20 protein-coding genes are annotated in these 19,991 nt (G+C 44.9%); 10 read left to right on the forward strand and 10 right to left on the reverse strand.

The window, feature by feature from the left end:
- Positions 1-13 precede the first annotated feature (13 nt).
- Genes LKO26_RS12590 through LKO26_RS12600 form a run of 3 tightly spaced genes read right to left on the reverse strand, consistent with a single transcriptional unit; the run spans position 14 to position 3,580 of the window.
- A complete protein-coding gene (locus LKO26_RS12590; protein WP_227588246.1) occupies positions 14-1,594 on the reverse strand; it encodes an ATP-dependent DNA ligase in 1,581 nt (526 codons plus the stop codon).
- Entirely contained in the window at positions 1,594-2,598 is a 1,005-nt protein-coding gene (locus LKO26_RS12595) for a ligase-associated DNA damage response exonuclease (RefSeq protein ID WP_227588268.1), read from the reverse strand. The genes LKO26_RS12590 and LKO26_RS12595 overlap by 1 nt, the downstream gene beginning before the upstream one ends.
- 1 nt (position 2,599) lies before the next feature.
- Positions 2,600-3,580 (reverse strand): hypothetical protein, encoded by a 981-nt coding sequence (locus LKO26_RS12600; protein ID WP_227588247.1) that lies wholly within the window; start codon positions 3,578-3,580, stop codon positions 2,600-2,602.
- Between the two features lie 205 nt (positions 3,581-3,785).
- Here LKO26_RS12600 and LKO26_RS12605 point away from each other — a divergent pair, with 205 nt between their 5' ends.
- The 5 genes from LKO26_RS12605 (at position 3,786) to LKO26_RS12625 (ending at position 7,478) form a co-directional block, all read left to right on the forward strand.
- Positions 3,786-4,718 carry a ring-cleaving dioxygenase gene (locus tag LKO26_RS12605; RefSeq protein WP_227588248.1) on the forward strand — a complete coding sequence of 311 codons (933 nt, stop codon included), beginning with the start codon at positions 3,786-3,788 and terminating at the stop codon, positions 4,716-4,718.
- A 5-nt stretch (positions 4,719-4,723) separates the two neighbouring features.
- The gene (locus LKO26_RS12610; RefSeq protein ID WP_227588249.1) at positions 4,724-5,686 is read left to right on the forward strand and encodes a ring-cleaving dioxygenase; all 963 of its coding nucleotides are present in this window, start codon (positions 4,724-4,726) and stop codon (positions 5,684-5,686) included.
- A complete protein-coding gene (locus LKO26_RS12615) occupies positions 5,683-6,303 on the forward strand; it encodes an alpha/beta hydrolase (protein WP_227588250.1) in 621 nt (206 codons plus the stop codon). Before LKO26_RS12610 ends, LKO26_RS12615 begins: the two co-directional genes overlap by 4 nt.
- Before the next feature lie 103 nt (positions 6,304-6,406).
- On the forward strand, positions 6,407-7,111 hold the full coding sequence (locus LKO26_RS12620) for an SDR family NAD(P)-dependent oxidoreductase (protein ID WP_227588251.1): 705 nt from the start codon (positions 6,407-6,409) through the stop codon (positions 7,109-7,111).
- A complete protein-coding gene (locus LKO26_RS12625) occupies positions 7,047-7,478 on the forward strand; it encodes a pyridoxamine 5'-phosphate oxidase family protein (protein ID WP_227588252.1) in 432 nt (143 codons plus the stop codon). Before LKO26_RS12620 ends, LKO26_RS12625 begins: the two co-directional genes overlap by 65 nt.
- A gap of 55 nt (positions 7,479-7,533) precedes the next feature.
- Here the strand turns inward: LKO26_RS12625 and LKO26_RS12630 are convergent, their stop codons facing one another.
- The 5 genes from LKO26_RS12630 to LKO26_RS12650 form a co-directional block, all read right to left on the reverse strand.
- Positions 7,534-8,193: a hypothetical protein gene (locus LKO26_RS12630; protein WP_227588253.1), complete on the reverse strand. Its 660-nt coding sequence runs from the start codon at positions 8,191-8,193 to the stop codon at positions 7,534-7,536.
- Between the two features lie 20 nt (positions 8,194-8,213).
- Positions 8,214-9,842 (reverse strand): acyl-CoA carboxylase subunit beta, encoded by a 1,629-nt coding sequence (locus tag LKO26_RS12635; protein ID WP_227588254.1) that lies wholly within the window; start codon positions 9,840-9,842, stop codon positions 8,214-8,216.
- Positions 9,843-10,180: 338 nt separating this feature from the next.
- Positions 10,181-10,819: a trimeric intracellular cation channel family protein gene (locus tag LKO26_RS12640; RefSeq protein ID WP_227588255.1), complete on the reverse strand. Its 639-nt coding sequence runs from the start codon at positions 10,817-10,819 to the stop codon at positions 10,181-10,183.
- Positions 10,820-10,833: 14 nt separating this feature from the next.
- Positions 10,834-11,295, reverse strand: coding sequence for a pantetheine-phosphate adenylyltransferase (coaD, locus tag LKO26_RS12645; RefSeq protein WP_227588256.1), 462 nt, complete (start codon positions 11,293-11,295; stop codon positions 10,834-10,836).
- Positions 11,296-11,305: 10 nt separating this feature from the next.
- Positions 11,306-12,289 carry a D-alanine--D-alanine ligase gene (locus LKO26_RS12650; RefSeq protein ID WP_227588257.1) on the reverse strand — a complete coding sequence of 328 codons (984 nt, stop codon included), beginning with the start codon at positions 12,287-12,289 and terminating at the stop codon, positions 11,306-11,308.
- 165 nt (positions 12,290-12,454) lie between these two features.
- Between LKO26_RS12650 and LKO26_RS12655 the strand changes: the two genes are divergently transcribed.
- Genes LKO26_RS12655 through murI form a run of 5 tightly spaced genes read left to right on the forward strand, consistent with a single transcriptional unit; the run spans position 12,455 to position 17,691 of the window.
- Entirely contained in the window at positions 12,455-13,522 is a 1,068-nt protein-coding gene (locus tag LKO26_RS12655) for a PASTA domain-containing protein (RefSeq protein ID WP_227588258.1), read from the forward strand.
- 59 nt (positions 13,523-13,581) lie between these two features.
- Positions 13,582-14,640, forward strand: coding sequence for an RluA family pseudouridine synthase (locus LKO26_RS12660; RefSeq protein ID WP_227588259.1), 1,059 nt, complete (start codon positions 13,582-13,584; stop codon positions 14,638-14,640).
- 51 nt (positions 14,641-14,691) lie between these two features.
- A complete protein-coding gene (locus tag LKO26_RS12665) occupies positions 14,692-15,639 on the forward strand; it encodes a PorP/SprF family type IX secretion system membrane protein (protein WP_227588260.1) in 948 nt (315 codons plus the stop codon).
- A gap of 50 nt (positions 15,640-15,689) precedes the next feature.
- Positions 15,690-16,814, forward strand: coding sequence for a radical SAM family heme chaperone HemW (gene hemW / locus LKO26_RS12670; protein WP_227588261.1), 1,125 nt, complete (start codon positions 15,690-15,692; stop codon positions 16,812-16,814).
- Positions 16,815-16,860: 46 nt separating this feature from the next.
- Positions 16,861-17,691, forward strand: coding sequence for a glutamate racemase (gene murI / locus LKO26_RS12675; RefSeq protein WP_227588262.1), 831 nt, complete (start codon positions 16,861-16,863; stop codon positions 17,689-17,691).
- Positions 17,692-17,752: 61 nt separating this feature from the next.
- Here the strand turns inward: murI and LKO26_RS12680 are convergent, their stop codons facing one another.
- Both LKO26_RS12680 and LKO26_RS12685 read right to left on the reverse strand, forming a co-directional pair.
- Entirely contained in the window at positions 17,753-18,724 is a 972-nt protein-coding gene (locus LKO26_RS12680) for a LamG-like jellyroll fold domain-containing protein (protein WP_227588263.1), read from the reverse strand.
- 341 nt (positions 18,725-19,065) lie between these two features.
- Entirely contained in the window at positions 19,066-19,542 is a 477-nt protein-coding gene (locus tag LKO26_RS12685) for a hypothetical protein (protein WP_227588264.1), read from the reverse strand.
- Between the last annotated feature and the right edge of the window lie 449 nt (positions 19,543-19,991).

Here is a 19,991-nt window from a genome sequence, read left to right on the forward strand (position 1 = left end):
TGAAAATTGTTGCTCAATTGATCAGTTTTTTAATGTCTTCAATATCATCAATTTCATCTGCTTTCTTATCTCTGCGCCAGCGCAGAATTCTGGGAAAGCGCAGTGCCACACCGGATTTGTGACGGTTGCTGTAGCCGATTCCTTCAAAAGCAATCTCGAAAACCAGTTCGGGTTTCACGGTGCGCACCGGCCCGAATTTTTCAACGACATTTTTAGATATAAAACGGCTCACCTCCTGAATTTCTTTATCCGTCAGCCCCGAATAGGCTTTGGCAATGGTCACCAGTTCGCCTTCTTTCTTCACCGCAAAGGTATAATCTGTGTAGTAAGCGCTGCGGCGGCCACTGCCTTTCTGCGCATAAATCAGCACCGCATCTATGGTAAGCGGCGCAATCTTCCACTTCCACCAATCGCCTTTTTTCCGTCCGGTATGGTAGGGCGAGTTTTTATGTTTCAGCATCAGGCCTTCACTGTTGATTTCGCGTGCATTTTCCCGAAGTTCGGGCAGTTGATTCCAGTCGTTGAAATTTATTTTTTCTGAAAGAAGAATCCTATCCGAGACCTGGGTTTCGAGTAATTCTTCCAGTTTCAGCCGGCGCTCTTTCATGGTTTTGCCACGGTAATCGTCGCCTTCCCATTCCAGGAGATCATACACAAAAACAGCAACCGGAATTTCTTCCAGCATCTTTTTGGTTAATGTTTTGCGGTTCAGTCTTTTCTGAAGTTCATTAAAATTGAGAATATTTCCATCTTTATAAGCCAGAATTTCACCATCAATGACGAAATTCCCGCTCCATTTCATCAGTTCATCGTGAACTTCGGGAAACTGTGGCGTAACGAGTTCTTCACCACGGGACCAGATAAAAACCTCTTCATTTCGTTTGATGAATTGCCCGCGGATGCCGTCCCATTTGTATTCTACCATCCAGTCCTCCGTCTCGCCGAGTTCGTCCAGATTTTTCTCCAGCGCATACGCCAGACAAAAAGGATAAGGTTTGGACAAATTGGTATCGGTATATCCGCCGTGAATAAGTTTATCAAATTCTGCCTCAGCAGGATTCCAGTCGCCCATAATGCTGTGGGTTACTGCACTGGGATCGAGCTGATAATACTTGGCCAATGAATTGATTAAAGTTTTGGAAGAAACGCCGATCCGGAAACTCCCACCCAGAAGTTTATTGAAAATAAACCTTTCGATGTAATCCAGCCCACACCAGGCTGCCGAGACAAACTCCTTCTTTTCACCTTCAGAATATGCATTGAGCCGGATGATCTTTTCCATCCATTCCGAAAGGGAATATTCAATTTTCTCTTCGGGCGGCGGCAAAATCAGGGAGATGGTTTCGCCCAGATCACCAACAGAAGCATAGCTTTCCAGAAAAAGCCATTCCGGAATACCGGAAATTTCCATTGCCCATTGTTTCATCAGGGTACTGTTAATACTTCTTTTTGGTTTCTTCCCGGTGAAGAGCGCCAGAAACCAAAGTTTATCTGCATCAGGTGCCGTTTCCAGAAAAACAGCGATGGCTTCCTGTTTCAGGGAAGTTTTATTGGTGCTGTCCAGCGCATTGATTAATGTTGCAAAATTTTTCATCAGCCTTCTGTTTCGGTTTTTTCATCGTCATCACCAAATTCGGTTTTCACTTCGGCCGCCTCAATGCCGGTTTCATTTAAATACTTGGCAAAAACAGCGGTTTGACCGTGGGTTACAAATACTTTCTCTGCTTCTGTAGCTTTGATGGCTTGCAGCAGTCCTTTCCAGTCGGCATGGTCACTGATGGCGAATCCGGCATCCGCACTTCGCCAGCGGCGGGCCCCGCGCACCTGCATCCATCCGGAGCAAATGGCATACGCAAGATTGGGAATTTTCTTCATCGCAGGATTGTCGATCAGTGCCGGTGGCAAAATCACAATTTTTCCGTCCAGATGTTTTTTGTCTTCGCGTAAGTCGATGGTGGCATATTCCGGCAGTTCAATTCCCACCGACTCGTAGGCTTCATTGAGTCTGGCGATGGTATAATGAACGTGTAATTCGCCCAGCCCTTCTAATGCTTTCATAATGCGCTGGGATTTACCGAGGGAATAGCCAATGAATACCGAAGTTTTTCGGTTAATCCGGTTTTGTTCCACCCAAGCTTTGAGCTGTTCCTCCTGCTGTTCAATGGTAAGCCAGTTATAAATGGGTAGTCCAAAGGTGCTTTCCGTCACAAATTCGTGGCATTTTACCGGTTCAAAAGGCGTAGAAATGCCATCATTCTGAACTTTATAATCTCCCGATATGACCGAGACAAAACCCTTATATTCCATGCGGATTTGTGCCGAGCCAATGATATGTCCGGCGGGATGCAACGATACTTTTACACCATTAATATCCAGCGTTTCGCCATATCCGATGCTCTGGCAGCTAATTCCGGCTCCGATGCGGGAATGAAGAATGGGTTTGGTAAAATGGTGGCACAGGTATTTTTTCATTCCGCTGCGTGCGTGATCGGCGTGGCCGTGCGTGATGACAGCCAGGTCCACCGGACACCAGGGATCGATGTAGAATTTCCCGGGAATACAATAAATGCCTTTGGATGTGAACTTCAGCAGACTCATGTTAATCAGCATTAAGTTGATTCCGGGTTTGCACTGAAGCTTCATATGCAGCCTTTCGCAGGGACTGAATTTTGCCGACGGGCTGAAAAACTTCCGGACTTTCGAAAGGACTGAATGAGCATTTTTCCAGATCGGGGCTGTCCTGTAATACTTCATTGAGTTCGATGGTTCCCAGATGCACATCGGGCGTGGCAGTCCATTGTTTTTTCAGATCATTAACGGGCTGAAATTTCTCATCATACGCAAACTGCGCATAGAGATTGTAATACACCGGTTGTTCCGAGACATATTCCTGAATATTTTCAAAAACAGATCTGGATTTATCCGGTTTAAAACCGGTCTGTACCGGAACCATTTTCAGTTTGATCATGTGATCTCCCCAGCGATAAGCACCGATGGAATGATATTCACGACTAAGGATGAAATCCGGGAAGGTTTTCATGAAATCTTTAAAAGCTTTGATGAAAGATACATTCATCAGTTCCGCCATTATAGGGATTACCCGAAGTCCAACATTCAGCAATTTATATGGTTTTAAAATAAAAGGAGCGGTATAAAACCGGTTGATCCCGATGAATAATTTTAAAAACCTGGTTACGGAATTGGTTACAAACACCGGGAAATTAACCAGCGGATAATTGATTTCCTGTTGATTCCATTTGATTTTTAAGGCCAGGCCGTAGACCGGCAACTGGCGGTCGGTTTTAATGATTTTAAGATGGGCGTGCGAATATCGCACCAGGACTTCGTAAGAAGCATTAGGGAAAAACTTTTCTGCTTCGTGAGTTGCTGCCGGGAGGAAAGTTCCTTTCAGGTATCCGTAGGATTTGGAGTGGGCATCGCGTGTGGCATAATGAACCGAACTGATTCTACGGGATTTCCGGATAAATTTCCGGATAACAGGAATGGTGCGCAGAAGCAACTTGTGTTCTTCGGCAGTCAGGATATTGTATTTCTCATGATAGGACAGAGGTGATTTCATAGCGGGGAGTTGATCAGATAATTTACAATAATTATGCCTGCCTTTAAGATTACAGCAGCATACCATACAACTCAATATTTTAGCTTCCGGCATGCTGAAAACCCGGCAACCTGTAAGTAAACAGCATCAAAATCAGATTCTTACCCTATGTCAATGCCCGGCCTGTTGATTCCTTCTACCTTTGGATTAACAAAATATTGAAGTCATGGAAAACAGAATATTAGGATTGCACCACATTACTGCAATCGCAAACGAAGCTAAAAGAAATCTGGATTTTTACACGAAAGTTTTAGGCGTAAGACTGGTTAAAAAAACTGTAAACTTTGACGATCCCGGCACCTACCATTTTTATTTCGGAAATGAAACCGGAGCGGCAGGAACCATTCTGACATTCTTCCCGTGGGAAGGAATCGGGCGAGGAAAAAACGGTTCAGGAATGGCGACGCATATTGGGTATGCGATTCCGGAAGGCGCATTGGAATTCTGGAAAAAACGTCTGGAATCGTATGATATTTCATTCAGTGAAGGCTTTATCTTTAACGAAAAATCAATTTCATTTATGGATCCGGACGGCCTTCACCTGCAACTGATAGAACCCGAAACTGCCGATGACAGACCCGTCTGGACCACCACAGAAATCGCCGAAGATGTAGCATTAAAAGGCTTCCACACCGTTACTCTGACCCTGCAAAATGCGAACGCCACTGCAAAAGTGCTGACCGATATCTTAGGATATACCATCCTGAAAACCGACGGAAATCGCTACCGATACGCCACAGACACCGTGAGTACGGCTCGTTTTATAGATATTATTGAAGATCCGAATATACCTCGGGGTCACAATGCTGCCGGAACCAACCACCATATTGCCTTCCGGGTGGAAAATGATGACATCCTGATGAACATCCGTGAAAAAGTTGTAGCAGCAGGTCTTAACATTACCCCTAGAATAGACCGGGATTATTTCTATTCACTATATTTCCGCGAACCGGGTGGTGTTTTGTTTGAAATAGCGACTGACAATCCCGGGTTCACCGTAGATGAAGAACTTTCGCAACTGGGAACTGAACTTAAACTCCCGAAACAATATGAAGGCGTGAGGTCCAAAATAGAAGCAGTACTCCCCAAATTAAACTGATGCTTATGAAAAAGTTAATTACCGGCATCCACCATGTCACTGCCGTGTCCGGCGATGCCCAGGAAAATATAGATTTCTACACCGGCCTGCTGGGCATGCGGCTGGTGAAGAAAACGGTGAATTTTGATGATCCCAAAGCGTATCACTTCTATTTTGGCGATGCCACCGGAACCGCAGGTACCATTATGACCACATTTCCTTATGGCAAAGACTTACAGAAGGGCCGACATGGAAAAGGTAAGATTTCAACCACCGCTTTTTCTCTGCCTTTCAGCAGCGTAGAGTACTGGGAAGAAAGACTTACGGCGTTCCATATCACTTTCAAACCTGTCCAGGAGCGGTTTCCGGGGGAAGCTTTTATTTATCTTGAAGATGATGACGGTTTGGGTATTGAGCTGGTCTTTACGGAAAAAGAAGAACGTGCCGGATATTCCTTCTCAGGCCATATCCCGCCGGAACACAGCATCCGTGGCATTCACCACGTGGAACTTTGGCTGGAATCGCCCGAAAAAACAGGTGCGCTGCTCACCAAGATTCTGAATCATGAGTTGATCCATGAATCCTATCACCGCCAACGCTATGCTGCCACAGACGCACCCGGGCATTATATCGATATCCTTCGTGCGCCGGATGCCATGAAAGGGCTGCCGGGCAGAGGAATGGTTCATCATGTCGCTTTTGCCACGCCGGACGGTGAAACGCAGCAGCAAATCATGGAAAAGATCCACGAATATGGTCTGAATACGACCGGAATAAAAGACCGGAATTACTTCACGTCCATCTATTTTAACGAACCGGGGGGCATTATTTTTGAAATTGCCACCGAAGGACCGGGATTCACAGCAGATGAAGACCTCAGCACACTCGGGATGGAATTGAAACTGCCTGCGCAGTATGAAGGAAGACGTGCTGAACTCAGCAAAATCTTACCGACCTTTAATTACCCCACAGAAAAATTTAAAAAATGAAACATCTATTAGACATCAAAACTGCAGGAAAACCTCTTGTAGAAGCAGATAAAGCGCTGATCATGATTCATGGCCGCGGAGCAGATGCTGCAGGGATTCTACAGATGGCAAGCCATCTGAACGTGTCTGACTATGCACTGCTGGCACCACAGGCCACCCAGCACACCTGGTATCCGTATTCCTTTATGGCCCCGGCTGAGCAGAATGAACCCTGGCTGAGTTCCTCACTGGAAAATATACGTGAAACAGTACAGTGGGCCACGGACAATGGCATAGCTGCAGAACACATATATTTCTTCGGGTTTTCGCAGGGCGCTTGTCTTGCATTGGAATATCTGGCCAGAAATGCACAGAAATATGGTGGCGCTGCCGCTATTATTGGCGGAGTCATTGGCGAAGAGATTAACCGGATCCACTATACCGGAAATTTCCGGGAAACTCCGGTTTTCATTGGAACCAGCAATCCGGATTTTCATGTACCGGTAAAGCGGGTGTACGACACAGAAGAAATTCTTCGTGACATGAATGCGGATGTGACCGTAAAAATTTATGATGGTTTTGGACATTCTGTTCATCCTGAGCAGATTGCCATTGCAAATGAACTGATATTTAAATAACGCTAAAAGTAAAGAAATGCAAACGATTCTGGGAGCCGGTGGACCCATCGGAGATCAACTTGCCCGCTAACTGCACCGGTCATATTCGAAAAAGTTACGTCTGGTGAGCCGAAATCCGCAAAAACTGCATGATTCAGACGAAATTATGGCAGCAGACCTCACGGATTTCGCCGCCACATTACGTGCGGTGGAAGGGAGCAAAATCGTTTACGTCACGGTGGGTTTGCCCATGAATACCGATCTTTGGGAAAAACAATATGTACTGATGATTAAAAATGCAATGGAAGCATGCAAAACCCATCAGGCCAAAATGGTTTTTTTTGACAATACCTATATGTATCCAAAAACAGCCGAACCACAGACCGAAAAAACCCCATTTCTGCCCGCCGGAAGAAAGTCTGAAATCCGCGCTGCAGCAGAGGGTGATGTGGCCCAACTCGTAGAAAAAACAGTCGCCGAGTTCGGGAAACTGGACATCATGTTTGCGAATGCCGGAATTAATATTGAAAAAACCCTTGAAGACCTGGAAACAGATGACTGGCAAAAGGTAATCGACGTAAACCTGAAGAGCGTTTACCTGAGTGACCGCTATGCCATTAAACAATTCAGAAAACAAGGAACCGGCGGCGTGATTATCAACTCCGGATCTATTCACAGTTTTGTGGCCAGAGAAGGCCTGGCCGCTTATGCAGCAACGAAAGGCGGTGTAAAATTATTAACCCAACAAACGTGCAGGTGTCTGTATGTTCTGCACAGAACTCACATCGCTTCCCGCTCATGCAAGACCCATGTCCCTGCAGGAATGTGACTCGCAGGGAAACCTTTGGTTTCTGAGCAGTGATGCCAGCAATAAAAATTTTGAAATCCGTGATGACCGTCGCGTTCAACTTTATTTTGTCAATAAAAGTGACTCAGAATTTCTGTCGGTGTACGGCCAGGCCTATATCTACGGTGACCGGCAAACCATAGAAGAACAGTGGACGCCCATAGCCAATGCCTGGTTCGACGGCAAGGATGACCCTGCGGTATCCATCATCCGGGTGGCTCCCGAAAATGTGTATTACTGGGATACCAAAGCAGGCAAACTCGTTTCACTGATCAGTTTTGTAACGTCTGTTATTACGGGAAGCAAAACCGATAACAGTGATGGTGTGGAGGGCAACCTGAAAATCTAAAAAACACAAACCCCGGACCAACGCCGGGGTTTGCTTTGATGTCTGTATTGAGCTTTTAAAACCACCGCCAGTAACTGCTGTCGTAAGTTTTGGTAAACTCACGCATACAGGCAGAAGAGACCACCCGTAATTTCACAACGGTGATGCTCTTTTCCTTGGTATACGGAAACTGTGGTACTTTCTCTGTGGATTTCATGGTTTCACCCGTGGCATAATTTGCGGTCCATTCATAAGAGTATCTGCTTTGGTTGACATTCGGGAAAAACGTAACAATGCCCTCTGCATACTTCACCTCTTTGTAATTATTGACCTCAATGTCGCAGTCCACCTTCGAGGTCTGAGGAGCAGTTGCGGTTTGTGCCTGTACATCCGGAACCGATGTGTTCACTGCTGCTTGTGGTTTTCCGTCTGTAATGTCAATATTTTTACTGCACTGCACCAGCCCCTGCGGTGTGAGAACCGCTGCCGAGAGCACCTGCCGGCCACCTGCAACCGCCTTGAGTTTCACCGTTTGTTGGCGGTTATTCCCGGAAATGGTGGCATTGCTGCCAACGGTAACCCACAGATGACAATCCGCACACTGCGCCGCATCGCCGGTCACTGTATATACGGACTCATCGCCTGCATTCATCGCTGCATTGCCGGAAATGGTACACTGAGCAATCATCAGCCCCGGAAAAATGAACAACAGCATGTACATCAAGTTTCTCATCATACTTCTTTTAAGGTTAAACATCAAACCTGAATCACCCCTAAATTAAATTTCTCGGTCACCGGCGCATGATCTGCCGCTTCTATACCCATCGATATCCATTTGCGGGTATCTGTAGGATCAATGATGGCATCCGTCCACAACCGTGCGGCGGCATAGGTGGGTTCAGTTTGTTTTTGGTAGCGTTTGGATATGGTATCCAGAATTTCCTGATGCTCTTCTTCGGTAATTTCCTTACCTTGTTTTTTGAGGGTTGATTCCTGAATCTGTGCCAGCACTTTTGCTGCCTGAGTTCCGCCCATCACCGCCAGTTCTGCCCACGGCCAGGCGACAATCAGTCTCGGATCATAAGCTTTACCGCACATGGCATAATTTCCGGCACCGTAAGAGTTCCCCGTGACAATAGTAAATTTTGGCACCACCGAATTGGCTACCGCATTCACCATTTTGGCACCGTCTTTTATAATCCCGCCATGTTCGGATTTGGAACCCACCATGAACCCGGTTACATCCTGAAGAAAAACGAGCGGAATTTTCCGTTGGTTACAATTGGCAATGAAGCGGGTGGCTTTATCTGCAGAATCTGAGTAGATGACACCACCAAACTGCATTTCACCTTTACCGCTTTTGACCAGTTTTCGCTGATTGGCTACAATTCCCACGCTCCAGCCGTCTATTCGGGCCGTAGCACAAATAATGGTTTTGCCATAATCGGGCTTATACTCCTCAAAAGCTGAATCATCTACCAGACATCTGATGATTTCATAGGTATCATATTGTTCTGTGCGTGATGCCGGCATGATGCCAAAAATATTTTCCGGCTTTTCTTTGGGTGCTGCACTTTCAATTCTGTTGAAGCCCGCTTTTTCGTAAGTGCCTACGGACTTCATAATATTTTTGATGCGGTTCAGTGCATCTTTATCATCTTTGGCTTTATAATCGGTCACCCCGGAGATTTCACAATGCGTGGTGGCACCGCCCAGAGTTTCATTGTCAATATTTTCACCAATAGCTGCCTTTACCAGATAACTGCCGGCCAGAAATATGGATCCGCTTTTGTCTACAATCATGGCTTCATCACTCATAATGGGCAGGTAAGCACCTCCGGCCACGCAACTTCCCATCACAGCAGAAATCTGAATAATACCCATGGAACTCATTTTCGCATTATTTCTGAAGATTCTTCCGAAATGTTCCTTGTCGGGAAAAATTTCATCCTGCATGGGCAGGTAAACCCCGGCCGAATCTACCAGATAAATAATGGGCAGGCGATTTTCCATGGCAATTTCCTGTGCACGGAGATTTTTTTTGCCGGTAATGGGAAACCATGCACCGGCTTTCACAGTGGCATCATTTGCCACAATAAGGCATTGCTTTCCGGAAACATAGCCCATCACCACCACTACACCTGCGCTTGGACAGCCGCCATGCTCTTCATACATTTCATAACCCGCAAAACCACCTATTTCTATGGAGTCGGTATGAGGATCCAGCAGATATTCTATACGTTCTCTTGCGGTAAGTCTGCCCTCCTCACGGATTTTTTGCATACGTTTCTCGCCCCCACCTTTCTTTATTTCGGAAAAAATCCGGTTAATTTCCGAAAGTTTCAGTTTATTCTGATCCTCTCTTTTATTAAATTCTAAATCCATACTCAATTTTTGACGCCTAAAGATAAGGTTTTTTGAGAGAAAGCATGTGGTGTTCTTATCTGAAATCAATGATCTGAACGATAGTCATTTAAGCGACGTTGCAGGAATGCAAATATTTTTCATTCACATACAATTTTTGACCATCAGATTACGTTATAAAATAATCCACGTCCTGCACAGGATGTGAAATCAGAACCCTAATTAATTTTTTTAGTAGTTTAGTAATTGAGGACTCCGAATGTTGACAGGACATTCGGAGTTTTTATTGCCGATAAAAATTATGCAGAAATGCATAATGGTCAGTGATTCCAGAAAAGTTCGCCGGATTAATGCCGGATTTACATCTCCCCATCTGAGCGGGTACTGTAAAATTTGGGCATTTGCCAATGGTATTTTACGGCCAGCGTACGGATGAGGACAATGAGCAAAATGGTGGAAACCTGCAGAACCGTATAGGTCACTGTACTGAAATTGAGCAACAACAGAAATAGGGTGCCGCCGGCAATAGAAGCTGTGGCATAGATTTCCTTTCTGAAAATTAAAGGAATCCGGTTCAGCAATATATCGCGGAGAATCCCTCCGAAACACCCGGTAATAGTGCCCAGTGTGACACAAATGATGGGATGAAGGTCCGCATTAAGTCCTTTCTGAATGCCGATGATGGTAAAAAGTCCCAGTCCGAAACTATCAAACAAAAACAAAGTAACCCTGAAATTTTTATCAAAATACTTCACGATGAAAGCCAGCACGGTAGCCAGAAAAATCACTAAACAGATAATTACATCATACATCCAGAAAACGGGCACATCCAGCAATAAATCCCGGATGGTTCCCCCGCCCACGGCCGCCACAAAGGAAATAATGAGCACTCCAAAGGGATCAAAACGCTTCTGCATGGCGGCAAAAGCGCCGGACATAGCAAAGGCAATGGTTCCCAGAAGCTCTATGGCAAGGCTGATATTTTGTTGAAATTCCAATGTTCTTTACTTATTTACACGCGCACCGCATCCGGAACCAAAAGTTCGTAGTTTCCGTTGAAACTGATAATTTCCCGTACAATACTGCTGCTGATAAACGATTTTCCTGAAGAAGTAAGCAGGAATATGGTTTCTATCTTATTGTCCCGTGTCAGTTCGCGGTTGGTCTGTGCAATGGCTTTTTCAAACTCAAAATCGGCCGGATTGCGGAGACCACGCAAAATGAAGTTTACGTTTTTACTGCGGCAGTAATCTACGGTAAGCCCTTCGAAGTGGTCTACCTCCACATTATTAAAATCGTGAAAGGTTTTGCGGATGAACTCCATGCGCTGTTCCAGAGAAAACATATAGTTTTTCTTGGAATTCTGGCCGATGGCAATAATGATTTTATCAAAAAGGGGTGCTGCCCGTTCTACAATATCATAATGTCCGAGGGTAATGGGATCAAAAGAGCCGGGGAAAACAGCTATTCTCATATTCAGTATACTATTTTTTGAGGGCTTTTTCCACTTCGTTTCCACAAAGATCCTGAATGGAAATGCCATAAATGTTGGCCTGCTGAGGTAATATAGAAGCCGGCGAAAAACCGGGATTGGTATTCATTTCCAGCATATAAGGAATGCCATCCATGATGATGTATTCACTGCGCGAAAAACCACTCATTCCCAGAGAATCATATGCCCGTTTGGCAATTTCTTCTACCCGGTTGCGGGTTTCAGCATCCAGGCGGGCCGGCGTAATCTCTTCACTGGCGCCTTCATACTTAGCTTCATAGTCGAAAAATTCCCCTTTGGGAACAATTTCGGTAATGCCCAGCACGATGGTTTCGCCCTCAAAATCTACCACACCCACAGACACTTCCATGCCGTTCAGCGCAGTTTCAATAAGGATTTCATCATCTTCAGCAAAAGCAGATTCAAAAGCTGCCTGAAACTCCGTGGCACTTTTCACTTTGGTAATCCCCAGCGAGGAACCGCTCTGGTTCGGTTTTACAAAACAAGGCAGACCCAGTTCTGCCACAATGCAGTCTGCATCTATGTCCTCTCCTTTCCTAAGGTAAATACTTTTTGCCGAAGGAATTCCGTATTTGGAAAGAACTGCCAGGGTATCTTTTTTATTAAAGGTAAGGGCGCTCTGGTAGAAATTGCAACCGGTATATTTCTGGCCAATGATGTCCCAGTAAGCCTGCAGCTCACCATTTTCTCCCGGTTTTCCGTGAATAATATTGAAACACACATCAAATTTAACCTTGTAACCGCTGGACAGATCTACGGTAAAATCTGCCTTGTTCATGGGGACTTTCTCTCCGTGATCATCCAGAAAATACCAGTCATCTTTCAGAATAACCACTTTATAGACGTTGTATTTTTCCCGGTCCAGGGAGTCATATATCAACTGACCGCTTTTGAGGGATACTACGTATTCATCTGAATAGCCGCCCATGACCACAGCCACGTTTTTCTTTTCCATAATTTAAGCTCAGTAAGGCAAATTTAGCAATTTTGTTGGTTTATTCCTTGTCCGGGCACTATTTTGTGAAAAAGGATGCTGCATGCTGCAAAGCAAAGCACGGTACACGCATGATATTTTTTAAAATTATTATTTATATTTGCCACTATATTAAATGTATATCTGATGCTGAAATCACTTTTCCACTGGAAAGTCCTTGTAAATATTCTGCTGGCCGTTGTAGTTTTCACCGGTCTGGTATGGCTTACCTTTCGCTGGCTGGAAATTCACACCAAGCATAATCAGGAAATCCCGGTACCCAATGTAATGAACAAATCTGTACATGAGGCCATTAAAATACTGGAAGATCAGGGACTTGCCTATAAAGTGGACAGCTTTAAATATGACCCGAAATACAGACCATTTCAGGTACTGAATATGTTTCCGAAACCGGGAGCACGGGTAAAAAACAGCAGGGTGGTAGAAATCCGCGTGAACCCGAGATCCTGGTCCAAAGTAACCATTCCGGACATTCTGGACCGGTATAAAGGTCTGGCTTTCCGCCGGTTAGAGCAAGTAGGCCTTAAAGTGGGCGACACCATTTACGAGCCCAGCATTCAGCGCGATGCTGTCATCCGGATGCTGTATAATGGTTCCGAACTGAAGCCGGGTGCACAGCTGCCCAGATTTACCTCCATTGACCTGGTCATCGGAGCCGGACCAAAACGAAATATAGCCATCCCGAACGTGGTGGGACTTACTGTAGCTGAAGCCCGGGCCATCATTGGCAATAATCTTTTTGAAATAGGTTTGGTAGAGCATGAAGACGGAAAAGGAGATCCTCATGACATTGTATATTACCAGGATCCGGCAGGAGGCGAACTCCGGGATCAGGGCATGCAGGTAGATTTATGGGCCAGTAAGAAGTCACCGGCCGAAATGAGCGGTAAAATCGCCCAGCTGAATTCGCTGTACAGAATTAAAATAGATACTACGCTGCCACCGGTACGCTACGAAGAAATTCCCGCTTTTGAAGAACCGGTTTTCGAAGCACCCGTGCAGCCGGAACCAGCAGAACCCAAGCCGGCAACCCCTGCAGCAAGACCTCAGAACAATACCACAGGAACTGCCCAGCAAAACGGAACCGCCACCCGGAACAGAACCGGAAACAACACCACTACTCCGGCAAAACCTGCTGCCGAACCCACAAAACCGGCAGAAAAACCCAAAGCCAGAAATGTAGTAATAGAATAAGCTCAACGTAATAAAATGCAAAGCTTCACAGATTCTGCGAAGCTTTTTTGAATACAGAAATGGAAACTTTTGATGAAGATTTTGCAGATGAAGAATTACTGGAAGAAGCGTCCGGTGAGGATGAAAACAGTGGTCTCTATGAGCATCTTAAACTGAAAGTTGACCGGAATCAGGAATCACTGCGTATAGACAAATACCTGGTACTCTTCCGGCAGAACTCTACCCGCAATAAAATTTCACAAGCCTGCCGTGCCGGAAATGTTCTGGTAAACGGGGTGACCGTAAAACAAAACTACAAAGTAAAACCGGGCGATGAAATTTCGGTAGTGCTGGCCCACCCACCCCGGCAAAATATCATCCGGCCACAGGAAATCCCGCTGAATATTGTCTATGAGGATGATGATGTGGTTGTAGTGGACAAGGAAGCAGGAATGGTTGTTCACCCGGGTCACGGCAACTGGGATGGCACACTGGTCAATGCGCTGGCCTGGCATTTTGAACAAAGCGGAACCAAAACCGACCTGGACCGTGTGGGACTGGTACACCGCATAGATAAAGATACCTCCGGTCTCCTGGTCGTAGCCAAAAATGAATATGCGCTGAGTTATCTGGCCAAGCAATTCTTTGACCGCAAAACCAAAAGACTGTACTGGGCATTTGTATGGGGAAATCTGGAGGAAGACGAGGGAACCATCAGCGGAAACATAGGCCGACACCCGAAAAACCGGATGCAAATGGCTGTTTTTGCAGACGGAAGCCAGGGAAAACATGCCGTAACCCATTATAAAGTGATTGAAAGACTGCGTTATATGACCTGGGTAGAGTGCCGGCTGGAAACAGGACGCACCCATCAAATCCGGGCTCATTTTAAACACACCGGACACACCCTGCTCAATGATGAACGCTATGAAGGCCACATCCCGCTTCGCGGACAAAACCTGCCCAAATATAAACAGTTCATTCACAATATATTCGAAATAATGCCAAGACATGCCCTGCACGCCCACACTTTGGGCTTTGTGCATCCGGTGACGAAAAAAGAAATGTATTTTGAAAGTCCGATGCCTGCGGATATGGACGCAGCAATAAAAAAATGGAGAAATTATATCGAAAAATAAAAATATACCAATAAATTTTTTATATTTGTTCAATTGAAATTAAGATTTGTTATGAGAAAACTATATGCTGTTGTTTGTCTTGCCCTATTTTCTAGCGCATTCCACGCACAGGAAACATTACCCTACTATCAGCAATATTTGTTAGACGGTGATTTTCTTTTTAATCCCGCTCAATATGGTAAAACGGATTATGTGCATCTGAATGCCAATTATCAAAAACAGTACTCCTCTTTTAGCGAATCGCCGAATGTACAATCCATCGGGATGCATGCGAATATTTTCGACAGAGTAGGTGCCGGTATTTCTGTATTCAGAGATCAGAACGGACCTATCAGCGCCGGCGGAGTAACATTGGGTGCTTCTTATTTTATCCCGATCAGCAGTGACGGAGACAGAAAAGATCAGTTTTCATTCGGTACCAGCGTAAGTGCGTACAATATGAACTTTGACTACACTAAACTGAATACGGATATGCCAAATGATCCCCTGCTGCAGGGAGATAACAGCATTTTCATGATGTACGCCAACTTTGGTCTGGCCGCAACCTACAGAAACCTCTTCGCAGGAGCTTCCGTTACCGATATTGCACTGAGTAATGACGAAGCCATTGTTAATAACTTTGAACCTTCCCCCATTAAAATTTATCTGAATCTGGGATATGACTGGGACCTTACAGACGGTTTCACTGTTACGCCGTCTGCATTGATGATATTAAACACCAATTCCAGTATTATGCTGGACGGGAACCTAATGGGAACCGTAAAAACAGATTACAATAAATTCTCTGCAGGTGCAAGTTTCAGATACACTCAGAACAGATTTGACAACCAGAGTCTGAGCATCTCTCCAATTGTAAAAGTTCAGCTGAACAGAATGATGATCGGGGCTACCTATAATATCGGACTTTCTGATATCGCCGACTATGGTGGAAGCAGTTTCATGATTGGTCTGGGATATAATTTCGATAACTTCATCAACACCAGAGGATATCGTTACTAATCAAAAAATAATTCAATACATTTGAGCTCCGAATTTCCGGAGCTTTTTTTATGATTTATCTTCACATCCCTTTTTGCAAACAAAAATGCAGCTATTGCAATTTCCACTTCTCTACTTCACTGAAGCTAAAGGAAGAAATGCTGAGCGCTATGAAAAAGGAAATCACGATGCGGGGCGGGGAACTGCAGGACAAAACCCTGCGTTCACTTTACTTTGGCGGCGGAACACCTTCTGTACTTTCTTCAGATGAAATCAGATCCCTGCTGGATCAGATCCTGCAACACCATAACTTTGCACCGGACATTGAAATCACCCTGGAAGCCAATCCGGATGACCTGGATTCGGCATTCGTGAAAGGACTTCGCAGCGCAGGAATTAACCGGCTTTCCATAGGGACTCAGAGTTTCCACGATGCAGAGCTGAAATTCATGAACCGTGCGCATAATGCTGCCCAGGCAGAAGATTCCATCAAAAGGGTGCAGGACTCCGGAATTGAGAACATCAGCATTGACCTTATTTATGGATCGCCGGTGTCAGATACAGACATCTGGAAACAGAATCTGGAGAAAACCGCAGCATTGCAGGTACCGCACATCTCTTCATACGCATTAACCGTAGAACCAAAAACCGCACTGAGCGCATGGATTTCACAAAATAAGATTCAGCAACCTTCAGAATCAGAACAAAACCTGGAATTCCATCTGATGTGCGACTTTCTGAAAGCAAACGGATTTGACCATTATGAAATTTCAAATTTTGCCAGACCCGGATTTTACTCGCAACACAATTCTGCATACTGGAAATACAGCCCATATCTGGGAATAGGCCCTTCTGCACATTCGTATGACGGATCAGACCGAAGAAGCTGGAATCTGGCCAATAACATCCTTTACATCCGTGAACTGGAAGCAGGCAGACTGCCCTCAGAATCCGAACACCTGAGTGCCAAAGACCGGTTTAACGAAATGGTGATGACCGGCCTGCGCACCTCCCGCGGAGTTGACCTCCGGAAGCTGCAGCAACTGTGCGGAGACGACCTGATGGAACACCTGAAGCACGAAAGCCGTTCAAAACTGGAAGACGGCCTGCTCATACTGGCAGAAAACCATATGAAAATCCCGGAGAAACATTGGTTTCTGGCAGACGGAATTGCCTCAGATTTATTTAAACTCTGATTAGGAATCCGCCATAATTGGTTATTTTTGCACTAAATATTTCAGTTTGAAAAAGAAAAAAGAAGATTATTCGGATCTGAATGCACAGCAACCCATTGGAATTTTTGATTCCGGCGTGGGCGGTCTCACGGTAGCGCGCGAAATCAAGCGCATGCTTCCACAGGAAAACCTGGTATACTTCGGGGACACCAAACACCTGCCCTATGGTGAAAAAAGCCGTGAAGCGATTGTCGGATACGCTACCAGGATTGCAACATTTCTGCTGGAGAAAAACTGTAAAGCCATTGTCATTGCCTGCAATTCTGCCACTGCTAATGCTCTGAAAGAAGTAATTGAACTGGTAGACGGCAGAGTTCCGGTAATAGATGTCATCAACCCTGTGGCAGAGAAAGTGGCTTTTGAAATCCATACCAATGTAGGGGTTATTGCCACCAAAGCAACCGTATACTCCGGTCTGTACCGCAAAAGCATCCGTAAACATAACAAATTTATTAAAGTAGTTGAACTGGCTACGCCTATGCTGGTGCCGGCTATAGAAGAAGGCTTCCGGAATCATCCTATTACCCATGCCATCATCTACAATTACCTGAGCAATAACAAACTGAAAAACATTGAAACCCTGATTCTGGGCTGCACCCACTATCCGCTGCTCATCAATGAAATAAAACAGTTCTACGGTAACCGTGTACGCGTCATAGACTCCCCGGGTATAGTGGTTACTGAACTTAAACAGATACTGGATAAACACCAACTGCTGAATACCGGAAACAAATCTCCCGAGTATGAGTTTTATGTTTCGGATATTACCCGGAATTTTGAGAAAATATCCAAAAAAATATTCGGAAATGCGATTGTACTTAATCTGAAAGTACTTTAGCAAACTCCAAAAAAAGAGTCCTCACTACACGCGGGACTCTTTTTCATTCTGAATGAAAGCGCTATTGCTTCTGGAATTTTACCTGCTGCCCTGCGATCTGAATAATGTACATCCCTCTGGCCAGATCCGTTACATCAATACGGCTGCTTCTTTTACCGGCATTGCCTGTTTTTACCAGTTGTCCGGACATGCTGTACATCTTGAATCCTTCAGAATCTTTGAGTCCGCGGATGGTAATAAAATCAGCAGCAGGATTGGGTGCAACAGTAAATGATAAATTGGTGGCTCCGGTTTCTGCTGTAGAAAGCGTGCTGTTTCCAACCCAATTAGATCCGGTACCGCTCAGTGCAAAATTATGCAAGGTACCGTTCAGGTTAGTCAATTCGTCATTCAGAGTGGTTTCCGTAGGATTATTTCCATTTGCAATTCCCTGGTTAAATTTATAATATGCTACAAGCCCATTCTGAGGCAGTGCAATTTCAGTATTCATAGCCGCGGTAATCTCAGCAGGAGTTCGCACTACACTCCAAACACGGAACTCATCCATGGTACCGGCAAAACGCTGCATTCCGTCAGATTTAGCGCCAAAAGCCATTAAATTTGCTGTACCGGTAGAGGAGGTTCCGCCACCAATTCCGGTTTGCAGCACGCCGTCCAGATATACTGCCAGTCCTCCCGTAACACTTCTGCTTACTGCAATGTGCGTCCAGGTATTCAGCGGCAGTGAGTTATCGGTCGCAAAACTGCTGATACCTGTACCATACACATACAATTTGCCGGCAGAATTGAGCATCAGACTCAGATAGTTTGATGAGGTGGTCTGCACAAAAAACACCCTGTTGGTAGAGAAAGCTGTGGGATACACCCGAACTTCAAGAGTAAAATCCTGAGTGGAAACGTCATTAAACACAGTAGGAACAGCCGAAGAAATGTAGTCATTAGATCCGTCAAAATTCAAGGCATTGCCGGCCTGCCCTTTCATCATAGAACCAGACAGTGCTAAAATCAAAATAAGATAGTAATTTTTCAACATAATAAAAATTTTTGTTTCCATCAAAATTAATCAAATTTTCTTAACAAATAGAAAAATAAACTACTATTTCACAACACTATTATCACTCAAAAAGCAATAACATTAACAACACCTAAAAACCAACAAAATTTCTACTTCATTCAGACTCATGCTGTATAGGAGCTTCATGTGCGGTGCTTCGGCATACGTGTTCTGCGCGCTGTACGCTATTACTCCTCCCCGCCCCTTTCCAGGGGCGTGTGCGGGGTAGCCGCTGCCATCACGGCTATGTTGAGGGGATGTGCTTCGAAACACTGACAGAGCAGCCACGTAATCAAAAAAATCAGGGAAGCCGGAAAGAATTACATCAGTTTAAAATGACGGAACAAAAACCCGCCACCAAGCCCCACCGAAATGAACGGACTTCCTTTCTGTAGGGGCAAAAGGTAATCATAGCCTAGTTTGAAGACCAGAAAGCCCCATTCTGCATAGAGATGTGGGGTAAAACGAAACTGGTTACTGAACCGGGAATTAAAATCAAGTAAATAGCCGGCAGTAAGACCAGCATAAACTAAGTGAGACTTTGAACTCCCTTCATCCAGAAAATACATAGCGATGCTTTGAAACTGCAGTCCGGAAGGCAACAGCGGATTCCCGGAGGTATAATCCACTCCAAAAGAAACTTCGTAAGGTAAATCTTTATCAAAAAGAACAGGAGCATTGACTGTGGCCTGAAACATCAGTTCCTTGTCAAATTTAGCCCCAATACCGATGAGTTGTGCATGCACATACACAGCAGCAGACATCAATAATACAACAGAAAACAATCTAACTCTCACAATATACACTTTAAACGCCCTTTTGACAAAACTAATAAAAAGATATGATTCGGAATAGCCGGGAGATAATTAAACAACAAAATCCCCGGAAAACGATTACACAAATAATGTCAGATGTCAGATGTCAGATGTCAGACATCTGACTTTTTATTATCTGATGGCTTGCATCACCACACTTTAGCGCTGGGACATCCAGAACCAATACAATCAAATAATTACTTTACAGTAACTCAATAACTTATATTTAAGGCAGGTGTTTCTATGGCAGAAGTGCGGTAGCCTGGAAAAGATTGCAAATGCTGCCAAACTATTGATGTACTGAGGTGGAGATGCAATGTATAGAAACAAAAAAAAATCCTTATCAAATGAATGATAAGGATTTTTAAAAAAACTGGCGGCGACCTACTCTCCCGCGTTAGCAGTACCATCGGCGCTAGAGGGCTTAACTT

The sequence above is a fragment of the Chryseobacterium sp. MFBS3-17 genome (assembly GCF_020687745.1).
GTDB lineage: Bacteria > Bacteroidota > Bacteroidia > Flavobacteriales > Weeksellaceae > Marnyiella.

What these genes read in the sequence shown, in the direction of transcription:
- LKO26_RS12590 (WP_227588246.1), bottom strand. Translation starts at nt 1,594, where the DNA reads ATGAAAAATTTTGCAACATTAATCAATGCGCTGGACAGCACCAATAAA.
- LKO26_RS12625 (WP_227588252.1), top strand. Translation starts at nt 7,047, where the DNA reads ATGTTCTGCACAGAACTCACATCGCTTCCCGCTCATGCAAGACCCATG.
- LKO26_RS12635 (WP_227588254.1), bottom strand. Translation starts at nt 9,842, where the DNA reads ATGGATTTAGAATTTAATAAAAGAGAGGATCAGAATAAACTGAAACTT.
- LKO26_RS12615 (WP_227588250.1), top strand. Translation starts at nt 5,683, where the DNA reads ATGAAACATCTATTAGACATCAAAACTGCAGGAAAACCTCTTGTAGAA.
- LKO26_RS12610 (WP_227588249.1), top strand. Translation starts at nt 4,724, where the DNA reads ATGAAAAAGTTAATTACCGGCATCCACCATGTCACTGCCGTGTCCGGC.
- LKO26_RS12630 (WP_227588253.1), bottom strand. Translation starts at nt 8,193, where the DNA reads ATGATGAGAAACTTGATGTACATGCTGTTGTTCATTTTTCCGGGGCTG.
- LKO26_RS12660 (WP_227588259.1), top strand. Translation starts at nt 13,582, where the DNA reads ATGGAAACTTTTGATGAAGATTTTGCAGATGAAGAATTACTGGAAGAA.
- LKO26_RS12605 (WP_227588248.1), top strand. Translation starts at nt 3,786, where the DNA reads ATGGAAAACAGAATATTAGGATTGCACCACATTACTGCAATCGCAAAC.
- LKO26_RS12655 (WP_227588258.1), top strand. Translation starts at nt 12,455, where the DNA reads ATGCTGAAATCACTTTTCCACTGGAAAGTCCTTGTAAATATTCTGCTG.
- LKO26_RS12600 (WP_227588247.1), bottom strand. Translation starts at nt 3,580, where the DNA reads ATGAAATCACCTCTGTCCTATCATGAGAAATACAATATCCTGACTGCC.
- hemW (WP_227588261.1), top strand. Translation starts at nt 15,690, where the DNA reads ATGATTTATCTTCACATCCCTTTTTGCAAACAAAAATGCAGCTATTGC.
- coaD (WP_227588256.1), bottom strand. Translation starts at nt 11,295, where the DNA reads ATGAGAATAGCTGTTTTCCCCGGCTCTTTTGATCCCATTACCCTCGGA.
- LKO26_RS12595 (WP_227588268.1), bottom strand. Translation starts at nt 2,598, where the DNA reads ATGAGTCTGCTGAAGTTCACATCCAAAGGCATTTATTGTATTCCCGGG.
- LKO26_RS12680 (WP_227588263.1), bottom strand. Translation starts at nt 18,724, where the DNA reads ATGTTGAAAAATTACTATCTTATTTTGATTTTAGCACTGTCTGGTTCT.
- LKO26_RS12650 (WP_227588257.1), bottom strand. Translation starts at nt 12,289, where the DNA reads ATGGAAAAGAAAAACGTGGCTGTGGTCATGGGCGGCTATTCAGATGAA.
- LKO26_RS12665 (WP_227588260.1), top strand. Translation starts at nt 14,692, where the DNA reads ATGAGAAAACTATATGCTGTTGTTTGTCTTGCCCTATTTTCTAGCGCA.